The organism is Nocardia sp. NPDC058633, from assembly GCF_042717045.1.
In the GTDB taxonomy this organism is placed as follows: domain Bacteria; phylum Actinomycetota; class Actinomycetes; order Mycobacteriales; family Mycobacteriaceae; genus Nocardia.
Genome location: NZ_JBHXRA010000011.1, coordinates 215,863 through 235,233 on the forward strand (window position 1 = coordinate 215,863; position 19,371 = coordinate 235,233).

General features: G+C 68.1%; 21 protein-coding genes. 4 read left to right on the forward strand and 17 right to left on the reverse strand.

The genetic code is table 11. The features are described from left to right. Positions 1 to 65: 65 nt before the first annotated feature. Entirely contained in the window at positions 66 to 1,349 is a 1,284-nt protein-coding gene (locus tag ACFWUR_RS17050) for a hypothetical protein (protein ID WP_378907916.1), read from the forward strand. Between the two features lie 121 nt (positions 1,350 to 1,470). Here ACFWUR_RS17050 and ACFWUR_RS17055 read toward each other — a convergent pair whose 3' ends face one another. From ACFWUR_RS17055 to ACFWUR_RS17080, 6 genes are all read right to left on the reverse strand, one after another. Continuing rightward, a complete protein-coding gene (locus ACFWUR_RS17055) occupies positions 1,471 to 2,985 on the reverse strand; it encodes a class I adenylate-forming enzyme family protein (protein ID WP_378907919.1) in 1,515 nt (504 codons plus the stop codon). A gap of 37 nt (positions 2,986 to 3,022) precedes the next feature. Next, entirely contained in the window at positions 3,023 to 3,790 is a 768-nt protein-coding gene (locus ACFWUR_RS17060) for a glycosyltransferase family 2 protein (RefSeq protein ID WP_378907921.1), read from the reverse strand. Next, entirely contained in the window at positions 3,787 to 4,806 is a 1,020-nt protein-coding gene (locus tag ACFWUR_RS17065) for an NAD-dependent epimerase/dehydratase family protein (RefSeq protein WP_378907923.1), read from the reverse strand. Before ACFWUR_RS17065 ends, ACFWUR_RS17060 begins: the two co-directional genes overlap by 4 nt. Before the next feature lie 118 nt (positions 4,807 to 4,924). Then, positions 4,925 to 5,284 (reverse strand): hypothetical protein, encoded by a 360-nt coding sequence (locus tag ACFWUR_RS17070; protein WP_378907926.1) that lies wholly within the window; start codon positions 5,282 to 5,284, stop codon positions 4,925 to 4,927. Next, positions 5,281 to 6,147, reverse strand: a complete 867-nt coding sequence (locus ACFWUR_RS17075) for a hypothetical protein (RefSeq protein ID WP_378907928.1) — start codon at positions 6,145 to 6,147, stop codon at positions 5,281 to 5,283. Before ACFWUR_RS17075 ends, ACFWUR_RS17070 begins: the two co-directional genes overlap by 4 nt. A gap of 6 nt (positions 6,148 to 6,153) precedes the next feature. Beyond that, positions 6,154 to 7,182 (reverse strand): 3-oxoacyl-ACP synthase III family protein, encoded by a 1,029-nt coding sequence (locus ACFWUR_RS17080; RefSeq protein ID WP_378907930.1) that lies wholly within the window; start codon positions 7,180 to 7,182, stop codon positions 6,154 to 6,156. A gap of 167 nt (positions 7,183 to 7,349) precedes the next feature. On the opposite strand from ACFWUR_RS17080, the gene ACFWUR_RS17085 reads away from it, so the two are divergent. After that, positions 7,350 to 8,504 carry a cytochrome P450 gene (locus ACFWUR_RS17085; protein ID WP_378907931.1) on the forward strand — a complete coding sequence of 385 codons (1,155 nt, stop codon included), beginning with the start codon at positions 7,350 to 7,352 and terminating at the stop codon, positions 8,502 to 8,504. A 49-nt stretch (positions 8,505 to 8,553) separates the two neighbouring features. Here ACFWUR_RS17085 and ACFWUR_RS17090 read toward each other — a convergent pair whose 3' ends face one another. The 7 genes from ACFWUR_RS17090 to ACFWUR_RS17120 form a co-directional block, all read right to left on the reverse strand. Continuing rightward, positions 8,554 to 9,273 (reverse strand): hypothetical protein, encoded by a 720-nt coding sequence (locus ACFWUR_RS17090; protein ID WP_378907934.1) that lies wholly within the window; start codon positions 9,271 to 9,273, stop codon positions 8,554 to 8,556. 212 nt (positions 9,274 to 9,485) lie between these two features. Beyond that, positions 9,486 to 10,883 (reverse strand): FAD-binding protein, encoded by a 1,398-nt coding sequence (locus tag ACFWUR_RS17095; RefSeq protein WP_378907936.1) that lies wholly within the window; start codon positions 10,881 to 10,883, stop codon positions 9,486 to 9,488. 52 nt (positions 10,884 to 10,935) lie between these two features. After that, positions 10,936 to 11,580: an ABC transporter ATP-binding protein gene (locus tag ACFWUR_RS17100; RefSeq protein WP_378907939.1), complete on the reverse strand. Its 645-nt coding sequence runs from the start codon at positions 11,578 to 11,580 to the stop codon at positions 10,936 to 10,938. Next, the gene (locus ACFWUR_RS17105; RefSeq protein ID WP_378907942.1) at positions 11,580 to 12,575 is read right to left on the reverse strand and encodes an ATP-binding cassette domain-containing protein; all 996 of its coding nucleotides are present in this window, start codon (positions 12,573 to 12,575) and stop codon (positions 11,580 to 11,582) included. The genes ACFWUR_RS17100 and ACFWUR_RS17105 overlap by 1 nt, the downstream gene beginning before the upstream one ends. Further along, on the reverse strand, positions 12,572 to 13,441 hold the full coding sequence (locus ACFWUR_RS17110; protein WP_378907945.1) for an ABC transporter permease: 870 nt from the start codon (positions 13,439 to 13,441) through the stop codon (positions 12,572 to 12,574). The genes ACFWUR_RS17105 and ACFWUR_RS17110 overlap by 4 nt, the downstream gene beginning before the upstream one ends. 73 nt (positions 13,442 to 13,514) lie before the next feature. Next, entirely contained in the window at positions 13,515 to 14,546 is a 1,032-nt protein-coding gene (locus tag ACFWUR_RS17115; protein WP_378908025.1) for an ABC transporter permease, read from the reverse strand. Beyond that, a complete protein-coding gene (locus ACFWUR_RS17120; protein WP_378907948.1) occupies positions 14,507 to 16,090 on the reverse strand; it encodes an ABC transporter substrate-binding protein in 1,584 nt (527 codons plus the stop codon). The genes ACFWUR_RS17115 and ACFWUR_RS17120 overlap by 40 nt, the downstream gene beginning before the upstream one ends. A gap of 95 nt (positions 16,091 to 16,185) precedes the next feature. Here ACFWUR_RS17120 and ACFWUR_RS17125 point away from each other — a divergent pair, with 95 nt between their 5' ends. Then, entirely contained in the window at positions 16,186 to 16,518 is a 333-nt protein-coding gene (locus tag ACFWUR_RS17125) for an ArsR/SmtB family transcription factor (protein ID WP_378907951.1), read from the forward strand. Between the two features lie 45 nt (positions 16,519 to 16,563). Here ACFWUR_RS17125 and ACFWUR_RS17130 read toward each other — a convergent pair whose 3' ends face one another. The 4 genes from ACFWUR_RS17130 to ACFWUR_RS17145 form a co-directional block, all read right to left on the reverse strand. Further along, positions 16,564 to 16,872, reverse strand: a complete 309-nt coding sequence (locus ACFWUR_RS17130; RefSeq protein ID WP_378907954.1) for an antibiotic biosynthesis monooxygenase family protein — start codon at positions 16,870 to 16,872, stop codon at positions 16,564 to 16,566. Positions 16,873 to 16,889: 17 nt separating this feature from the next. Beyond that, entirely contained in the window at positions 16,890 to 17,336 is a 447-nt protein-coding gene (locus ACFWUR_RS17135) for a hypothetical protein (RefSeq protein ID WP_378907957.1), read from the reverse strand. A 73-nt stretch (positions 17,337 to 17,409) separates the two neighbouring features. After that, positions 17,410 to 17,868 (reverse strand): MarR family winged helix-turn-helix transcriptional regulator, encoded by a 459-nt coding sequence (locus tag ACFWUR_RS17140; protein ID WP_378907959.1) that lies wholly within the window; start codon positions 17,866 to 17,868, stop codon positions 17,410 to 17,412. Positions 17,869 to 18,007: 139 nt separating this feature from the next. After that, positions 18,008 to 18,325 (reverse strand): hypothetical protein, encoded by a 318-nt coding sequence (locus ACFWUR_RS17145; protein WP_056812967.1) that lies wholly within the window; start codon positions 18,323 to 18,325, stop codon positions 18,008 to 18,010. Positions 18,326 to 18,516: 191 nt separating this feature from the next. Between ACFWUR_RS17145 and ACFWUR_RS17150 the strand changes: the two genes are divergently transcribed. After that, a complete protein-coding gene (locus ACFWUR_RS17150) occupies positions 18,517 to 19,368 on the forward strand; it encodes an Ig-like domain-containing protein (RefSeq protein WP_378907962.1) in 852 nt (283 codons plus the stop codon). Positions 19,369 to 19,371 lie beyond the last annotated feature (3 nt).

Sequence of the window (19,371 nt, forward strand, 5' to 3'; positions counted from 1 at the left end):
TATCCCCGGCCGCGTTCGCTACGCTCGCGGGGGACTCGAAGTGGCGACCGAAGGAGGCCGCGCAGGTGCGCAACGGTGAGGTGTCTCGCCCGCTGTCGGCATCGGAACGGTGGTTCTGGCTCGTCGACCAGTTGTCGCCGGCGAATTGCGTCGTCCGATTGCGGGTGCGAGGCCCGATCGGCGCCTACCGGCTGGAAGAGGCCACGGACGCGCTGCTCGCAGAATTTCCGCTGCTGCGAACCACGGTCGTCGACGGCCCTTGTTTCGCCCCGTCCGCCGACCCGCACCTGCCGGTCCTGCACCGCATGGTCGACGACCCCGACGAGTGGCGCCGCGTCTTCGACGAACAGCTGGCCGAGCCCATCGACCTGGCCACAGCACCCGGTCGTCTCATCGATTTGGCTTGCCGCCCTGGCACTTCCGAGGAACATCACGACCTGATCCTCGTGTTGTCGCACGTCCTGCTCGACGGCCGTTCGATGGCGTCGCTGGCCTGGCGAATCCTCGCCTACGCCTTCGGATCCGCCGGGCCCGTCGGCTCGCGCCGGCCGAGCCCACCCCCCGACGACCTCATCCCCTCCGCGCACACCGGCCTCCTGCACTGTCTGCGCACCAATTTCACCGGCCAACTCGCCGCGATGGCGCGGCGCCCGACCAGCCTTCCCGGCACACCGCCGCCGCTACCGATTCGTCGTACCCGCACCGTGATTCGGGTCATCGAGGGCGACACCCTCGATGAACTGCGCGCCCGCTGCCACGAGCACGGTGTCACCGTGAACGCGGCCTTGGCTGCCGCCCTGGCCGATGCGCTCGGCGAGATCGCCCCCCGAGCCCGTGGCGTCGCGGGAATCGGCATTCCGGTCGACATCCGCACCCGCCTTCGACCACCCCCTGCCGACGACGAGCCCGGGATGTTCACCGCGGTGGTTCCCACCTTCGTTCCCTACGGTGGCGCCCACTCCCTCTGGGATGCGGCGCGCGCGGCGAAAACCCAACTGACCCGACGATTGGCGAAACACAACGACCTCACCGCCCTGGCCGCCATTCGCTACGGCTGCCCGCGCTCCCTCGAATCCGGCAGGCGCACTATCGAACTCGTCGACCGCCGAGCCCCGTGGAACGTCACCCTCAGCAACTTGGGCAGGCTGACCCCACCCGAAACCGTCGAGCCACTACACGTCACCGCGGTGACAGTCGCCGGCACGAATTCCTGCGCCAGCGCGCTGACAGTCGCGGTGGCCACTCTCGGCACCACGATGTCGATCACCTTCTGCTATGTCGACACCATGCTCGCGCGGGAGAGCATCGAATCCTTGGCCGACCGAACCCTGCGCGCGGTCACCCGCTGAGCCGCTACACGGCGACAATGTGAAGTGGCGGCCCCGACTCCCTCGAAGTCAGCGGGATTTCGGGTGGAGTGCGGCAGTGCGTGCTGAACGGCCGTCGCCGCGATGCGCGGAGTCGGCCGGCCTATGCGACCAGCCCACGCACCATCTCCCGGAGCGCTGCCCGGTCCGGCTTGTTCGTCCGTCCGCTGACCGGAATCCGATCCACCACCACGATGTCGTCGGGTACGGCGGTGGTGTCGATGATCTGCGGCAGTCGTTCACGAAGCAGCGCCACGATGTCACCGGATCCCGGTTCGGCGACGAGGGCGAGCACGATTCGCTCGTCGCCGATCTCGTCCGGCAGGCCGATCATGATCGCCTCCCGCACACCGTCGATCGCGGTGATCACCGGCTCGTACAGCCCGGGGTAGATGTTGGTCTTGCCCCTGATCATCATGTCCTTCTTGCGCCCGGTGAGGACCAGTTCCTTGCCGTCCCACCGTGCGAGGTCGCCGGTCGCGATCTCGGTCAGGGGCTGCGCGCCGAGGTATCCGCGACACAGGTTCGGACCCGACAACACGAGTTCGCCGTCGTCGGCGATGCGCGCCTGCACGCCGCGTACGGGCGCCCCGAGCAGGTCACCGTCGTGGGCGAGCTTGGCGGCGCCGGTCGCGACCGCCACCGGCAGGATCTCCGTCATCCCGTAGATCGCGAGAAACTCGGTGTCGGGCAACGACTTCTGTGCCCGACGCAGCAGCGCCGACGTGACCGGCGCTCCACCCAGAGCCACCTGACGCAGCTGCGGTGGCGCCGCGAGTTCGCCGCTCTCGACCGCGTCCAGTGCGACCGCGAGATCGGCCGGTGTGTAGAACGCGTGCGTCGCGCTCCGTAGATTCCGGGTGAATCGCACGGGGTCGATATGCGTGCCGAACCGGGGATACCGCGGCATCGCCCACCGCGCCCCCGCCATCAGAGCGGGCAACCCCATCATGAGTTGTTCGGTGTGCAGGAAGGCGCCGGGCGCCAGGCTGGTCCTTCCGCCCATCGCGGCGAGACCCGCACTCAGCGAAGCACGGGTGTGCACCACGGCTTTCGGCTCATCGGTGGTCCCGGAGGTGAACACGATCAGGGCCGCCGCATCGGGGTCCGCAGGGGGTAGCGCTGTCTCGCTCGCGTCACCGGTGAACCGCCGCACCGGAATCGATCCGAACGGTGTGCCGGGCAGCCACACGCCACTGTGGATATGGCGTACATCGAGCGCGCCGAACCGCGGCAGCGCCAACCCCTTCTTGCGCCCGAACCCGGCGAGCGGCCCGCTCACGGCGTACAGCAGCGATTCTGTTGCTGCCCAAGCCGGTTCGACCAGGTCGATGCGTGCGGCGAAGAGCTCAGGCCCCACGCCGGGGTCGACGAACACTATCGTGCCGCCGGCCGCGATCACTCCGAAGATCAACGTCACCGACGACACGCTCGGCCGGATCGAGAACAGCATCCGATCACCCGGCGCGAATCCCGCTTCGCCGAGATTGTGCGCCACCCGGCCGACGGTCTCCCGCAGTTCCCGATAGGTGAGCGCGCGCTTGCCGACCGTGCCGAGTGCCGATGCGTCCGGAATCCGTTCCGCTTGCGCGGCAAGCTTTTCGAGAAAGTCGGTCATCGATACTCTCCTCGATCGTCGACAACGACAGTCGTGCTCACCGGATGTCGACCACCTCGGGTCGGTACCGATGATCGGCGTACCAGGCGAGAGTCTTGCGAATACCCCAGGCGCGCACCCGCCGATTCGAGCCGTACACGCGCACGTCCCGGCGCAAACCATAGTCGGTGGTGATCGTGCGCACCGCGTTGACCAGCGCCCGATCCTCGTGCAGGTCCTCGATCGCGGTGCGCGGGAATCCGCCTGCGGCGACGTACAATTCGGCGGTGATCGCCATATTGCATCCCGGCGTCATCACATACGGGCCGAGATATTTCGGATCCCGATTCCCCGAGCGCACCTTGCCGAAGGTCGACGCCACTTCCAGGGCCACCCGAATGATCGTGCGGTCGATCCACGAAACGCCTTCGTCGGTGCGCGGGATCAGCTGGCCGCTCACCAATCGCAGCCCCGAGTCGAACCCGGCCTTGATCCGCTGGGTCCAGTCGGAGGTGGGCAGGCAGTCGGCGTCGGTACGCGCGAGATAGGTCGCCCCCTCAGCGATCGCGTACCGCATGCCGGTATCGGCCGCGGCGCCGGTGCCCTTCTGCTGCTCGTCGATCACCACGATGGGTGGCACCGGATGTGCCGCGGCGAATGCCCGGACCACCTCGACGGTGCTGTCGGTCGAGTTGTTGTCGACCACGACCACGGTGAAATCCGTGTCCTTTTGCGAGGCAAGAGCTTCCAGGGTCTTGCCGATGCCACGTTCCTCGTCGAAAGCGGGAATCACCACCCAGAGAGCGCCGGGTTCGGGATTGCTCACACGTCCTCCAACAGCTGATCGAGCCCGCCGATGTGGGCAACCCAGCGGTGGAAGTTGTCCAGGCCCGTCGCGAAGGGCACGGTCGGCCGGTAGCCCAATTCGCTTTCGGCGCGCCCGATGTCGTAAGTCGCCGACCGGGTGACGAGCGCGACCGCATACCGCGACAGCGGGGGAGTCCACCGCCGGGCGACCGCCGGTATCCGCCACAGCGTCTCGATCGTGGCCAACGCCGCACCGAGTACCGGCGCGGGCACGGTGACACTCGGCCCGGCCAAGGCGAACCGGGCCGCCACGAGATCCAGCGTCGGCCACACCGACACCGGCTCCGCGTCGGCGACGAAATACGCTCGCCCGCCGACATTCTCGGCCACCAGCGCGAGCGCGACAGCGTCGACGAGATGGTCGATGTAGCACAGCGAAGCCCGAACATCGCGCCCACCGGACAGATCCGGCAATCGGCCCGCACGCAGCTTCGCCAAAATCTGCACGATCGGACCGCGCCGATCCCCTGGCCCCCACACCGCGCGCGGTCGCAACGAACACGTCGTGAACCCCGGTGTGTCCGCGGCGAGCACCAATTGCTCAGCGACAGCTTTGGTTTCGCAATAGCTGTTCAGGAACCGCGCGGGGTAGGGCACCGTTTCGTCGATCCCCACCTGATCTCCACCGTCGGGCGCCATCAACGCGCTCGGACTCCCGATGAACACCAACCGCTCCACCCCGGCCGCCGCGGCTTCCCGCATCAGCCGATCGGTTCCCGCCACGTTCACGGCGAAGAAATCAGCGGGCCGACCGAACTCCCCGAGCAGCGCGGCGGCATGCACGACGGCGCGCACTCCGGTGACCGCCCGCGCCAGCGCGGCAGCGTCGGCGAGGTCGGCGACGACCGCCTCGACGTCCTCCGGTGCCGAAGCCGACGTGCGAACCATCGCCCGAACCGGCACGCCCCGCGCCACCAGCCCGCGCACGATCGCCCCACCGACGAACCCGGACGCGCCGGTCACCAGCACAGTCATCGCGCCACGCTGTCCCGTCGGCGAACCGGTGCGCCGTCGCCGGGCACCGTCACCGTGCCGTGGTCCGGACCGCCCGACGCGAACCCGCCGGCCGCGCCAACCACGCCCGGCGCAGCGATCACCGGTCGCCCTCGCCCAGCGTCTTCCACCAGGTAGCCCCGAACAGCATGGTCATCGCCGCGGCTCGACCAGCCGAGATCCCGCGCTCGGCTGCCACCTTCCGCGCCGCCGGGATCTGCGCCGCGTGCACCCCGACGCTCGCGACCACGTCGATCCAGAAGGCGATCCGCAGCAACCGGCCACGGAACGGGCGCACCACGCCGACGATCAGGAACACCCACCCCGCGATCGGAATCGACCGCAGCGCCAGCACCGTCTTGCGGCTGGGTCCCGACGCCGGATCGGGCACCGCCCGATGCCGACCGGGCGGCGCATCGACCGCATCCGGGACCAGATGCAACGAACGAGACCGCGTCACCGCACATCAACTCCTCGATAGGTCACCGCCGCGGCGGTGGGTCCGCCGTCTGCGGCAACGAACAGCAACGGCCGATCGGCCAGTCCCGCATCGCGCGCCGCCACGAACGCGGCGGTCAACGCGGAAGTGTGCGCGTCGGCGGCGAAGTCGTCGGTCACCACCGCACCCACCCCGAGCTGGGCAGCCAGTTCCCCGGCGAAGTCGGGGGTCGGTTTACCGCACAGCAGCACCACCTGTGCGGCGTCGATGCCGTCGGCCGCCAGCGCTTCGCGTGCGGCGGTAGCGGCATGCTCGACGAGTTCGGTTGTGCCGGTGCGCAATTCCACGGTCAACGAGGACCGGCCTTCGGCTCCCATCGCGGACAACTCCACATAGCCCTGTGGATCGGGCAGCACGTCGCCGGCGCTCACATGGACGCCGCCGAAACCCACGGCGTCGGCGCAATTCTCGAGTACGAAGGCCGCACCGACGGGCTCGAACGCGAATTCGGCGTTGGCTCGCCCCGACGGATGCGCATCGCCCGACACCACGACCACATGCCCGGTGGGCAGATCGGCCAGCAGTGACGCGGCCACTCCCACCGCGTTCACCACCCCGCAGGCCCCGTTCATCAGGTCGAACGACAAACACGGCACGTCTCCGCGCCGATAGTCCAACCCGATCCCCGCCGCCTGCTGGATCAGTGCCGCGATCGCCGGTTCCACCAGGTTGGCATCGCGATAAACCCCTACGTTGATCAGCGCGTTCACCTGCTCCGGTCGGCAACCGGCCCCCGCCAACGCCTCGCGCGCGGCATCGGCCGCCTGTCCTACCGAGCTGACTCCGCCGCTGTGCGTAGTGGCCGAAGAAATGATGATTCCCATACTGTCCTATACCCGCAGATCGCCGATTGTCACCGACAAGAATCCGGCGACCACCCCGGAGGCCGCAGGCACCATCAGTACCTTCGACCCCGGCGCGATCAGTCCCTGCCGCAACGCGTCGTGCAGCACCACGAAATGTGAGGTCGACGCGGTATTGCCGTACCTGTCCAGCACCGCGAGTCCCGGCGGCATCGCGGCGTCGAATTCACGCTCGGCGATCTTGTTGATCAATTCCACAGCGGGGCCGCTGAATTGGTGGTGGATCAGGTAGTCGTAGCCCTCCGCGTCGAAGGTGGAACCGCGCGCGGCGAGGAACTCCAGCTGCCGCGAGGTCCACAGCAGATAGCGCGACTCGTTGTGCATCGCTCGATTGTCGGTGTAGAGCGCGACCCCGGGCCCCTGATCACTGGGCATCCCGAGGCACAACTTGGCGAAGGCGGCGCTGGTATTGAGCTCCACGTAGTCGAGCCCGGGGCCGTCGGTGCCGTCGAGTACCACCGCGGCACCGGCGTCACCGACGGTGAGCGAGGCGAACTGCGGGTCGTACTTCTGCGAGATCTCCCGCACCGCGGTATCGGCGATCGGCGTGATGCACTCTCCCGACACCACCATGCCGCGCCGCGCCGCGCCGGATCGAATCATGCTGTCCAGCAGCAGAACTCCGGTCATCATCCCGGCACACGCATTGGACACGTCGAAGTGGATCGCCCGCGACGCCCCGAGTTCGGTACGCAGCATCAGGGCGAACGACGGTTCCAGGCAGAAATTCTCGCCGCGGGTCCGGGTGATCGAGCAGGAGATGATCACATCCAGATCGGCGGCGTCGTAGCGGGAATTGTCCAGTGCGCTGCGGGCGGCGGCCAGGGCGATGGTGAAGGAGTCCTCGGAGTCACCGCGTACCCTTCGCGCTCTGACCCCGCTGACCTTCTCCAGATCCAGCGGTGCGTCGACGGCCAGCTGTGCCAGCAACTGCGCTGTGGTCACTTCCCGGGTCGGCAGATACGCGCCGACGGCTTCGATTGTCGAACTCACCATGCTTGTTCACTTCCAGATATCGCGTGATGCACAGATCAGCACCAGCGCATCTCGCCGATCCTAGCCACAGACCTTCACTAATCGGGCCGGGTCGATTAGATTCTCCCGGGGTGTGGAGCTCTGCCCGACGCCATGAACTAACCCTACTCGCCGCAGGTCAACCCTGGTTGCCCGGATTATTGCTGCTGGGACGGTTCGCGCGGCCGATCCGCAAGGTTCCCAAGCTCGGCTGGTTCGTCTCCGATCCGCTGGTGGCCCGCCAGATCTACAACGACAGCACCCATTTCAGCATCGTGTCCGAGGGTGCGGCCGGGCACTGGTGGGCGCAGGTCATCGGCGACTGGGTCGAGGACCTGTTCGAAGGTCCGGGGCACACCGACCTGCGGACCAAAGTGCGCGACCTGTTCACCCTCACCCACACCGACGCCTTGGTCGAGCGGGTGATCGGCCCCGACCTGCGTGACCTGCGCGACCGGCTCGCCGCGGGGGAGACCGTCGACATCGCCGCCCGTGCGCAGATCCTCGTCGGCCGCAGCGTCTCCGACCTGGTCGGCATGCGTCCCGAAGACATCGCGGCGGCCATCGGCGGCGACTACACCGACGACGAGGACGCCCTGTTCCTGCGACTGTTCCATCACGTCGAAGAGCTGGTCAACCTGGGTTTCGGCACCATGGCCTCGACCACGCTGGACCCCGCCGCCCTGGCCCGCGCCCGGGAGCTGGCGACGCAGCTCACCGTCAACGTCCCCGATGCCTACGCCAGGGCCGATCCCGACACCACCCTGGGCCGCTGCCGCGAACTCGGCCTCGACGTCGAGCACGCGGGCGGCCTGGCGATCCTGATGGCGGTGGCAGGCACCGACACCCTCGCCAGCGCGATGACCAGGATGGTCGCGATCATGCACGACACCGGCCAGCATCGCGCCCTGCTCGCGGCGCCGGATCGGCTCCCCGACGCGGTCCGTGAGACCCTGCGCGTGACCAGCCCGGCCTACCTCGTGGGCCGCTCGGTCACCGCCGATGTCCGCGTCGCCGACCGCGACCTGCGCGTGGGCGAACACGTCAAGATCCTCACCTGGACCATCAACAATGCCGCGGGCGAGTTCCGTGTCGACCGCGGGTACAACCCCGAAACCCGCCAGCTCTGGTTCGGCGGCGGCCGTCACCTGTGCCTGGGCGCGCAACTCGTCCACTCCGAACTCACCGCGCTTCTGGAAGCGCTCACCGCCGCCGATCGCCCCTGGGAGATCGTCGAACGGCGTTACCGCCGAAAGGTTTTCATCCCCACCTACGAAACATTGCGTATCCGGCTGGCGCACTGACAACCACGAAGGCCCCGCCCGTATCGGGGCAGGGCCTTCGCGGCGGTGACTACTGGTTTTCCGGGGCGTTGATCCGGTTGTGGAAGCCGATGCCGACGGCGATCGCGGCGGGCACGCCGGTCAGCACCAGGCCCGCGGCCGCACCGAGGGGGATACCGACGGCCGCGCCGGCGAGGCAGCCGGCGATGCCGGTGGCGCCGCCGAGGGCGAGCACCGGGATGCCGAGGACCAGGCCGCCGACGCCACCGATGGCGCAGCCGGCCAGGCCGCCGACGAGGGTGCCGACGAGAGTGCCGATCGCGGTGATGATGCCGAACTGGGTGGCCGCGGCGGCGACGGCGTCATCGAAGGCGTCCTGGCGGACGACGTCCTTCAGCAGGGTCGACGGGCGGGCCGAGGCCACGTCGGTGCGCGGGGTCAGGGTGGCGCGGGTGCCGTCGACGACGGCGTCGATCGGGTACTCGAGGTCGCCGAGGGTGTAGGCGAGCGGCAGGGCGGCGACGATGTTGCCCTGGTTGTCGCGCACCTGGAACTGGTTGTTCTCGGTGGTGAGCGAGCCGGCGTCGGTCTCGACGACGACAGCGTCGCCCTCGATACCGGTCTTCCAGTTGATGCCGGGCAGCACCTGGTTCACGCCATGGCCGACACCGTCGAGGAAGGCAGGCACGGGCGCGGGAGCCGGTGCCGGAGCGGCGTGCGAGGTGCCGGTGGCGACGCCGAGCGCGGCGATGACGAGTGCGGAGGTCGCGGCGACTTTGCTGATGTTCATGAATGCGGTCTTTCCCTCAATGGCGATGCTCCCTGGGGAGCGCAGGCCCTCGATCGAGCACCCATGATCAAGTGTCCAACTGTTTGTTGCTGAGATGTAACTTAGAAAGTCATAAGAGATCAAATCGGACAGTGACGTGCGTCATCTGGGGCGAATTCGATTAGCCGTGAACCGATTTCACTCGACCTTAGACTCTCGTGATCTGAAACACACTATTGTCGAACCCCGGTGACCAGCTGCAATCGTCGCGAGAGATCGGAGGCGAACACCCGTTCTGGGTCGACGCGATCCCTGACTCGCCGCCATTCGTCGAGGCGGGGATACATCGCCGCGATCGTCTCCGGTGTCGTCCGGGATTCCTTGGCGAAGTACAACCGTCCACCCGCCGCTCGCACTCGCTCGTCGAGGTCGACACAGAACCGGTCGAGCCCGCTGGTCAGCGCGAAGTCCAAGCTCAGCATGTATCCCGGGTGCGGCCACGACAGCGGCGCCGGATTGCTCGCCCCCATCCGCTTGAACACGTTGAGGAACGAGTGGTGCCCCGACTCGGCCACCGCCCGCACCGCGTCGGCCAGGTGCTGCTCTGCCCCGTACGGCATCGAGAACTGATATTGCAGAAAGCCCCGCTTGCCATAGGCCCGGTTCCAGTGACCCAGCAGATCCAGCGGGTGATAGAACTGCGTCAGATTCTGGATACGTCCGCGCGCTTTTCGAGGGAAAAGGCGGTGCGCGGCCTCGGCCGCGATGCGAGTGGTGACCGAATTGACCATGCCGTTCGGAAAGATGTCCGGCACCGTGAACAATTGTGGCGCATCGAAGCTCAAGGGTTTGCTGCGCAGCTGAACAGGCAGTTGATCGACAGTAGCCAGCGATCCGCGACTGAAACCGGCCCGCCCGAGTTTCGCCCCGGTGGAAATGGTGTCCGGTACCGCCATCGAGTAGTCGTATCCGTCATCGGACCCGTCGGTCAGCAGATCCATCGTTTCGTCGAGATCGCGCGTGCGGTCGTTGTCGACGAGGAAATACGCGGTCTCGGTGTGCTTCAACCGCACTCGCGCGCCGACGACGATTCCCGTGAGTCCCATGCCGCCTACCGTCGCCCAGAACAGCTCCGAGCCTGCCCCTTCCGGCGTCAAGGTGCGCACCGACCCATCGGCGGTCAGCAGATCCATCGACACCACGTGATTGCCGAAACTGCCCTGCGAATGATGGTTCTTCCCGCGGATGTCCGCGCCGATCGCCCCGCCGACCGTCACCTGCCTGGTGCCGGGAAGCACCGGAACCCACAGCCCGAACGGCAGCGCGGCGCGCATGAGCGCGTCCAGGCTGACGCCCGCGTCGACCTCGACGATCCCGCTGTCGGGGTCGATCCGGTGGATGCGGTCCAGGGCGGTCATGTCGACGACCAGCCCGCCCGCGTTCTGCGCCGGATCGCCGTAACTGCGCCCGAGTCCGCGTGCGATCACCCCGCGCGGCCCCACGGTGCGCACCCGTTCGGCGATCGTCGCGATGTCGGGTGTCCGCAGCACCTCGGCGACCGTCGGTGCTGTGCGGGCCCAGCCACTGAGGCTGCGGCATGTCCTGACTGGCTTGCCCTGCGCGAATGTCACAGGGCCTCACGCTAAAACGGGTTCCTGTGTGCAGCCTGAGGTATTCGTGGGGTTATTGCGCGGATGCTCGTCGGGGGGTCAGGGTGCCCTCGTGCATCGTCGCGATGCGGGTGCAGGCGACATCGAGGAGCGCCTCGTCGTGGCTGATCAGCAGGACGCCGAGGTCATCGGTGGCGCGGGCCGTGACCAGGCCGATGATGCCTGCGGTGGTGGCCGCGTCGAGCATGGCGGTGGCTTCGTCGAGGATGAGGTAGCGGGGCTGCTGAGCCAGGGCGCGGGCCAGGCAGGCGCGTTGGAGTTGGCCGTCGCTGAGGGCATGGGGACGGCGGTCGAGCAGGTCGGGTGTGAGGCCTACGGCGGTGGCCAGCGCCGCGAGATCGGGGAGGGGGGTGCGGCGGATTCGCGCCGGTTCGGTGATGATCCGCGCGACGGTGAAGTGGGGATTCGTCGCGGCGCGCGGGGATTGGAAGACCATGGCGACAGCGCCGCGGACTTTTCGCGGTGCCTGTCCGTCGACGGTCACGGCTCCGGCGGTGGGCCTCAGCAGGCCCGACATCGTCCTGGCGAGCGTGGACTTCCCCGAACCGGAGTCGCCGGTGATTCCGACGATCTCGCCCGGGGCGACCCGCAGGTCGACCTCGTGGATCACCGATCGACCCGCGCGATAGCCCGCGGTGACAGAGTCGGCGATCAGCATCAGGTCCTCCTCTGGCGAATCATGCGCTGCTGCCGCGGAATCAGCACTGTCGGGCCGCCCGCGTACGGGCAGATCTCGGACAGGTTCGTCAACGCGCGCGGGGGATGGGGGAGGGGGCGTAGACCGCGTTCGGGGAGGGCGGCGAGCAGATCGCGGGTGTAGTCGTGCCACGGATCGTCGAGCACCTGCGCCGCGGGCCCGACCTCCATCAGGCGCGACGCGTACATCACGGCGACGGTGTCGGCGATGCTCGCGCGCAGCAGGTGGCTCAGATCGTGGGTGATCAGCAGGACCGCCGCGCCGCCGTCGGCGCACTCGCGCAACAGCTTTCCGATCTGATCGGTGCGTGCCCGATCGAGCCCGGAGGTCGGTTCGTCGGCGACGATCACCTCCGGGTCGCCCGCCAAGGCCGCCGCCACGGCCGCTCGCTGGGCCATGCCGCCGGACAGTTCGTGCGGGTACAGATCGAGCGCGGCGGGCGACAGCCCCGCCCGGTCGACGAGGTCGGTGGGGGTGTGCGAGGTGCCGAGCGCGGAAATCGCTTCCGCGAGCTGGGAACCGATGGTCCGCACGGGGGTGAAATAGGTGCTCGGGGACTGCGGTACCAGCGCGATCTTGCGGCCGCGAAACGAGTGGTCGGCCGCGAGGATGTCGACCGATTCGTCGACAGCACCTTCGCGGCCGTCCTGCGGGCCGAGGCGTACGGACCCGGTGGTGACGGCTTCGCGTGGCAGCACGCCCAGCACCGCACTCGCGACAATCGACTTCCCGCAACCCGATTCGCCGACGAGCGCGGTGACGCGACCCGCCTCGACCTCGAGCGACACATCGGTCACCGCGTGCACCACCTCGCCCGGGCCCACCGGAATGCGGATGGTCAACGAGTCGATCGACAAGCTCGTCTCGCCGGCGCCTCGACCGGGGCCGATCGGGGCCTCGGCTGGCAGCGCGCCCGCCGTGTCGCGGGGGAGGTGGCTGTGGACGGGGGCTGTCATCGCGGCATCCTCGTGGGTTTCGGCGGGGCGAGAAGCGCGCGCAGCGACGACCCGGCGACGGCCACCGCTACCGTCGTCAGTACCAGCGAGCCCGCGGGGAACACCAGCGTCCACCACCCGCCCAGCAGCAGTGAAGTGCGCGCCTCCGCCAAGAGGGTGCCGAGGCTCGGTTCGTGTGGCGGTAGCCCGAAACCGAGGAACGACAAGGTCGACTCGTGCCAAATCGCATGGGGGAAAAGCAGAACGACGGCGATCAAGGCTTGCGGGGCCACCGCGGGCAGCAGATGCGCGATCAGCAGATGGGTGCGACTGGCCCCGGCGAGCACCGCCGCGGACACGTACTCGCGTTCGCGCAAGCTCAAGCTCTCCGCCCGTACGATCCGCGCCACCTGCACCCAGTGCGTGAGCCCGATCGACAACACCACCGCTACCGCATTGCCACGAAACAGCGCCACGATCACGATCCCGAGCAGCAGATGCGGCAGCGCGTTCGCGGTATCGGCCAAGCGCATCACCAGGCGGTCCACCCAACCACCGGCCAGCGCGGAGACCGCGCCGATCAGCACCCCGATCACCGTCGACACCGCCGCCGCGCAGGCGGCGACGACCAACGAGGTGCGCAAGGCCGCCGCGATCCGCACGAACAGCGACCGCCCGGCCGAGTCGGTGCCGAACCACCACTGCCCCGACGGCGCCTGCCGGGCACCGGCGAAATCGGTCAGCCGATCGTCGACGCCGCCGAGCCACCCCACGATCACCGCGTACAGCACCACCGCCGCCAGCACCGACAGTGCGAGGTACAACCGGCGCCGGGTCGATCCACGCTCGCTCGCGCGCGCGATGCCGCCGCGAGCGGTACTGCTCACGAACAATCGCCGCCGCTGGGCAGTGCTGTGCGGGGCGCCGTCGTCAGGGCTACCCGTGCGGAGCTGGTTTCGCTCACCCATCGGCGCGCACCCGAGGATCGAGCAGCACCACCGCGACGTCGGCGAGCAGCGACCCGAGCATCACCGCACAGGTCGTGCCGACGGTCAGGACGGCCAACAGCGCCATGTCCAGATCCTGCGCCGATCGGACGAAGGCGCCCGCGATACCCGGCCAGGAGAAGATCTCCTCCACCAGCACCGCCCCGACCACGACCTCCGGTAGACGCGCCCCGAGGATCGTCACGAAGGGGGCGAGCGAGGTCGGCAGGATATGTCCGCGGGTGATCGTCGCGCTGTCGATGCCGCGTGTCACCGCGCCGACCACGAAATCCTCACCACGATTGCCCGACACCGATTCCCGCACGGCCAGCAACAGCCACGGCACCTGCGACACGGCCAACGCGGCGGCGGGCAGGACGAGATGTCGCGCCACCTGACCGACCCCGACCTCGGCCCCGGCATCGGTGAGCCCCGCCGCTGGCAACCAGCCGAGTCCGACCGCGAACAAGGCGATGGCGGCGAGGGAGACCACGAACGGCGGTAGCCCCTGCATGATCACGCACGAGCCGGTGACCAGTCGGTCGACGGGTCCGCCGCGATGCATGCCCGCCCACACGCCCGCACCCAGCGCGACGGCGATCGCGATCCCCATCGCGACGGCGACCAGCAGCATCGTCCACGGAATCCGTTGGGCGAGAATCGTACTCACCGGCTGCCCGAATCCACGCGAAACGCCGAGGTCGCCGCCGAGCAGGTCGCCGATCCACCGCCCGTACAGCTGGTACCACGATGCGTCGAGCCCGAGTTGCCGGGTGAGCATTGTCCGATCGCTCACGCTCGTCGTCTCGTACCGAGCGCCGAGGTAGCCGACCAGCGGATCGAAGGGCGATACCGCCGCGGCGGCGAACAAGGCGGCCGACACGGCGACGAGCACCGGAAGCAACGTCACCAACCGCCACCCGACCATCGCCCGGAGGCCGCGTCCGCGAAAGCGGCTGCGCCCCATCAGCGGGTCCACGTCTGCAGCGACCACCACGGTCCCCAGGTGACCCCGTGCGCGTGCGGTTCGAGAATCGGTTCCGACATCTTCCAGGGCGACTCCTTCACCACATAGGTGTGATCGAGATGCACCAGGAAAACATGGCTCGGATTCTGGGCATAGCGGCTCTGTACCTCCCGATACGCGGCGGCCCGCACGGGGGGATCCACGCTGCGCCTGGCGGTGTCGAGGTGGGCGTCGATCGCGGGATCGGTGTGACGGCTCGCATTGTCGTAGGGGCTGCTCGCGCTCGGGTCGAGGAGCGGCGAGTGCAGGGTGTTGTAGGTCTGAGTGTCGGGATCGTAGGGCTCGCTACCGCCCCCGAGCAGAATGCCCGCCCGCTCGATGCGCGGCTCGATCCGATCCCAGGACAGTGCTTCGAGATCGATCTCGATGCCCACGCGCCGCGCATCGGAGGCGAATGCCAGTGCGAGATCGCGGCGCACCGTGTCGGTCGAGTTGTACATCACGGTGAACCGCGCGCGCACACCCTCTTTCGCACGCACGCCGTCGGCGCCTGCCCGCCATCCCGCACTGTCGAGGATCTGCTCGGCACGGCCGCGATCGAAGGCGAAAGCGACCGCCGGGTTGTGGGATTCGCCGTAGACGTCGGCGAACGGTGTGTAGGCCGGACGCCCGTAGCCACCGAGAATATTGTCGATCATCGACTGCCGGTCCACCGCGTAGTTCAGTGCCAGCCGGACGGCGGAGTCCCCGGCAACGGGATCGCCCTCGGGCATCGACACCCCTCGCCAGTCGGCGGACGTGTTGGCCCGCACCGACATCCGATCCTCGAACGTGGCGGCCAGCAGGGGCGGCAGTGCGGTTCCGTCGAGTTCACCGTCTGCCATCCGCTGTGCGCGCGTGTTGTCGTCGGGCACAGAGAGCACGGTCAACCGCTTGACCGAGGGGGCGCCACCCCAATAGCTGTCGTTCGCCTCGAACACCGCACGCGTCGGCTCCAACGCGCTGAGTCGATAGGGGCCGGTGCCGATCGGGGCGGTGTTGAGCGGCGATTCGGTCGCGGGTCCGGGCGTCGCGACGGCTTCCGACGGTACGATCCCGATCAGCAATTTGGTCCGGAACGCGGCATAGGGATGGCGCAGGGTGAACCGCACCGACAGCGGATCGACGGCGTCGATCCGCTCGATCATCGAAAACGACGACCGCACCTCCGACGCCGATGCCGGATCCAGAATCGCGCGGTAGGTCGCCACCACATCGGCGGAGTCGAACGCCGACCCGTCGCTGAACCGCACTCCGGGGCGCAGCGGCGCCGTCCACACGGTCGCGTCGGCGTCGGGCGTCGGTAGTGCCGTGGCCAGCGCCGGGGCGAAACCGGGCATCCCGGTGCCGCCGGTCAGCCGGAGCAGTCCGTCGTAGACCGTGGCCTCACCGGCCGCGCCGTATCCGGCGACCGGGTTGTATCCGCCCACCTCATGGGCATCGGCGAGCACGAGCGAGTCGGTGGACCCGCTCTCGGGCGCACCGCACGAGGTCAGTGTGAACGCGCACGCGACGCCCACGGCGAACAGTGGTCGAAGGCGCATCCATCATCCCAACTCATGTTTATCTGAACAGATGAACAGATGATAGTCGCGGTCGCTGCGATCCTGTCCACTCGACGATTAAGCTGGACCCCGCCATGGGAGAGCCACGCACACTGCACGGGTCGCCGGTCGAACTCGGCCGACGCGCGATCGGCGACGTCGAGATCCGGGAATGGGCGCAGCGCTTCGATGTGCTGTCGGACCCCGGTCGGCTGGAAATCCTGCTGTGCCTGCACCGCTCACCCGGCATCAGCGTCGGCGAGTTGGCCGCCGCGATCGGCCGCAACGAGAACGCGATCTCCCAAGCCCTGCGCGTGCTGCGGCACGAGGGTTGCGTCACCTCGAGCCGCGAAGGTCGATCGGTCACCAATCGGCTCACCGACCCGATCATCCATGAAATTCTCCACACCATCGGCGCCGAACACTGACGTCGAATTCCGCCGCGGTGCTCGACGCGCTGCGAGGCCTGTCGATCAGAAGAACTCGGCGACAACCTCGTAGAGGGCTGAATTGGCGCGTGCGACCTGACGCGCCTGGTCGACCGACGCGACGACCGGCGGATTCAGCCCGGCGGCCCCGCACGCCTCGGCGCTGTCCCAATGCGCGACGTTCACCAGCTGGAATCGCGAATCGGGCAGCAAGGCGCGATGCAGGCGGACATCGCGGAAACCGGGGGCAGTGCGCATGTGCGCGGCCCGTTCGCGCCACTGCGCGACGAATCCATCGATGTCGTCGGCGGAAACCTCGATCACATTGATGAAAGTGACACCCTGGTCTGTCATTTCGAGCTCCTGTTCGTTCACGTGGCGGAACCGGGACGGACGATCATGAGGACGACCACGGCCGTCCACAGCAGGTTGTAGATGCCCGCGAGCATCGACAGCACCCGCAGGCGCTTGCCGTCGTCGGGTGTGTCGAGGGCCGCGCGCTGCAACGGAACGATCTGCACGGCGAGCAGTCCGCCCGCCACCGCCGTGGTGATCATCGCGGTGGTGATCCAGATTTCGTTCATGCGGCCCTGGATCGTCGCCAGCACGATGCCGATCACCGGCACGATGATCGCGAGTTTCGCGTAGTTCCCGGTGATCCGGTGCATGGCTACCGCGACCGGCCTACTGCGCACCGACTCGGGATCGGGCCCACCCGCGATCGGTGCGTAGCGGGGAAAAAGACTGGTGGCGACCGCCGAACCGCCGACGAAGACGATGCCCGCGAGCACATGCACGGACAACAAGACGTGTTCCAACTACCTGCTCCCTCCGACCTTCAATTTGCCTGAAGCCTAGCTCGAGCTTCAGTCATATTGAAGGTCGGATTCGTCACGCTTGCGGTCGGCGTGGGATTTCACCGGCGAACGCGTCGACGATCGCCGCTCCGACCCGCCGCAGAATCGGATCCGCTTGCTCACCGAACAACTGAGTGTCCACCCGCGCCACCGCCTTTCGCGCTTCCGCGAGCAACTGCGCCCCCGCTGCCGTCAGCTCGATCGCCGACGCCGACCCCGCCCGCGCCGTCCGGTCCTGCACCAACCCCGCCCCCGCGAGCCCCTTCACCGCGGCATGCACACTCTGCACACTCGTGCCCGACATCCGCGCCAACTCGCTGAAGGAAGCCCCCGGCACCCCATTGATATGCCCGAGCAACCCCAGCCGAGCCACCGTCAGGTCCAACGCCCCCAACTCCGTCCCCAATGCCGCCTCCACCCGTCGCGACATCGTGATCACCAAAATGGTCGGGCTCATGGGCGGCGGTCCAGGGCGCTCGTTCTCGGTGGTCACCTCATCATTTTCCCGCATGAGACCGCAGCGGTGGTGTTGCGGGAGGGATATCTGCCCTGTGGCCTCGAAATCGATTCGCGCCCAGCGAGTTCGCCGTCCACGAAACCATCGCCATCGACGGCCGCTACCGCGCGCTGACCTAGGCGGGCAGAGCGGGCAGGGTTCGCGTGTGGGTGACCTCGGGGGAGACCGTGATGATGTCGCAGGCGGCGACGATGCGGTGGGGCAGGTCGGAGCCCAGGTGGGTGAGGCTGGGAGTGACGATCGCGGCGGCTTCGGTGGTGGTGACCACGTCGAGCAGACGGCCGATCGGATCGGCGGTGCGGTCGCTGAAGACCACGGTCTTGGTGAAGCGGTAACCCAGACGCTCGGCTAGGGAACGGATCTGCGTTTCGTCCCAGGACTGCGCGACACCCGAGATGTCGCGGCGCAGGTAACCGATCGCCGGTGGCTTCATGGGCATGACGGTACCGGCGGACTGTGTCGAGGTTGTGAACGCGAGCGAACGCGAGTCGAATTCGAAATCTGAACGAGATCTATTTCGGATTCGGATCCCCTCGGGAGCGCCGGCGTGATCTACTGCTCGCCACTCGGGCGAATGAGCGCCTCGACGACGTCGAGGGCGTCCGGTGTGCTTGGAGACAGATGATGGTGGACACAACAGTGCGGCGGGTGGTCGCCTTCGCGGCCGCGGCAGGGCTGGCGATGGCGGCGTTTCCCGCAACGGCGGCGGCCGTCCCGGGGGCGATCACCTGGGACGACGGCAACAGTCGTTTCACCCGGACGGTGTCGAACACCAACCCGGTGGTCGGCGACACGGTGACCGTGACGACGAAGTTCGAGCGCACCGGCATTCCGGTGGAATACATCTACTCGATCAAGGACCTGCACCCGGCGTGTCTGACCCCGGTGGCGGGCTCGGCGAAGATGTCGGGTGACCCCGTCCAGATCGACACGTCCTCCTCGGATTGGATCCGGGCCGAGTTCGGCATCACCAAATACCCCGTGTATCCGAATATCTCGCCGAAATCGCAGACCTTCGAGATCCAGTACAAGGTCGGCGTGAACTGTGCCCGCGACACCCCACTGCCGACCTCGATGCACTACGGCGGGTCACTGGGCGACGGCACGTATCAGGGCAAGGGCCCGACCATCACGGTGTCGGGCGATGCCGTATCCAGCACCACCATCACCGAGGTCACGGGTGCGCAGGTCGGCAAAGCCGTCACGCTGGAGGCGAGCGTGACCCCGCCGGGCGCGGGCGGCACGATCCAGTTCACGGCGGGCGACCACGTACTCGGTGATATCCCGGTCGGCGCCAACGGCAAGGCGAGCATCGTCTGGACGCCGGGCGCCGCGGGTTCCTACAACATCGGCGCGGCCTTCTCCGGGCGCAGCGCAGTGGCTGGTTCGTCGAGCACCAGAACCGTCATCGTGACCGAAACGCCGACCGACGGCGGCGGTGGCGGCGGCATCGACACCGGCTCGTTCAGCTTCTGAGAG

Coding starts and splice junctions, on each gene's coding strand:
- ACFWUR_RS17105 (WP_378907942.1), bottom strand. CDS start 12,575: ATGACAGCCCCCGTCCACAGCCACCTCCCCCGCGACACGGCGGGCGCG.
- ACFWUR_RS17055 (WP_378907919.1), bottom strand. CDS start 2,985: ATGACCGACTTTCTCGAAAAGCTTGCCGCGCAAGCGGAACGGATTCCG.
- ACFWUR_RS17125 (WP_378907951.1), top strand. CDS start 16,186: ATGGGAGAGCCACGCACACTGCACGGGTCGCCGGTCGAACTCGGCCGA.
- ACFWUR_RS17145 (WP_056812967.1), bottom strand. CDS start 18,325: ATGAAGCCACCGGCGATCGGTTACCTGCGCCGCGACATCTCGGGTGTC.
- ACFWUR_RS17100 (WP_378907939.1), bottom strand. CDS start 11,580: ATGCTGATCGCCGACTCTGTCACCGCGGGCTATCGCGCGGGTCGATCG.
- ACFWUR_RS17075 (WP_378907928.1), bottom strand. CDS start 6,147: ATGGGAATCATCATTTCTTCGGCCACTACGCACAGCGGCGGAGTCAGC.
- ACFWUR_RS17130 (WP_378907954.1), bottom strand. CDS start 16,872: ATGACAGACCAGGGTGTCACTTTCATCAATGTGATCGAGGTTTCCGCC.
- ACFWUR_RS17150 (WP_378907962.1), top strand. CDS start 18,517: ATGGTGGACACAACAGTGCGGCGGGTGGTCGCCTTCGCGGCCGCGGCA.
- ACFWUR_RS17065 (WP_378907923.1), bottom strand. CDS start 4,806: ATGACTGTGCTGGTGACCGGCGCGTCCGGGTTCGTCGGTGGGGCGATC.
- ACFWUR_RS17080 (WP_378907930.1), bottom strand. CDS start 7,182: ATGGTGAGTTCGACAATCGAAGCCGTCGGCGCGTATCTGCCGACCCGG.
- ACFWUR_RS17120 (WP_378907948.1), bottom strand. CDS start 16,090: ATGCGCCTTCGACCACTGTTCGCCGTGGGCGTCGCGTGCGCGTTCACA.
- ACFWUR_RS17090 (WP_378907934.1), bottom strand. CDS start 9,273: ATGAACATCAGCAAAGTCGCCGCGACCTCCGCACTCGTCATCGCCGCG.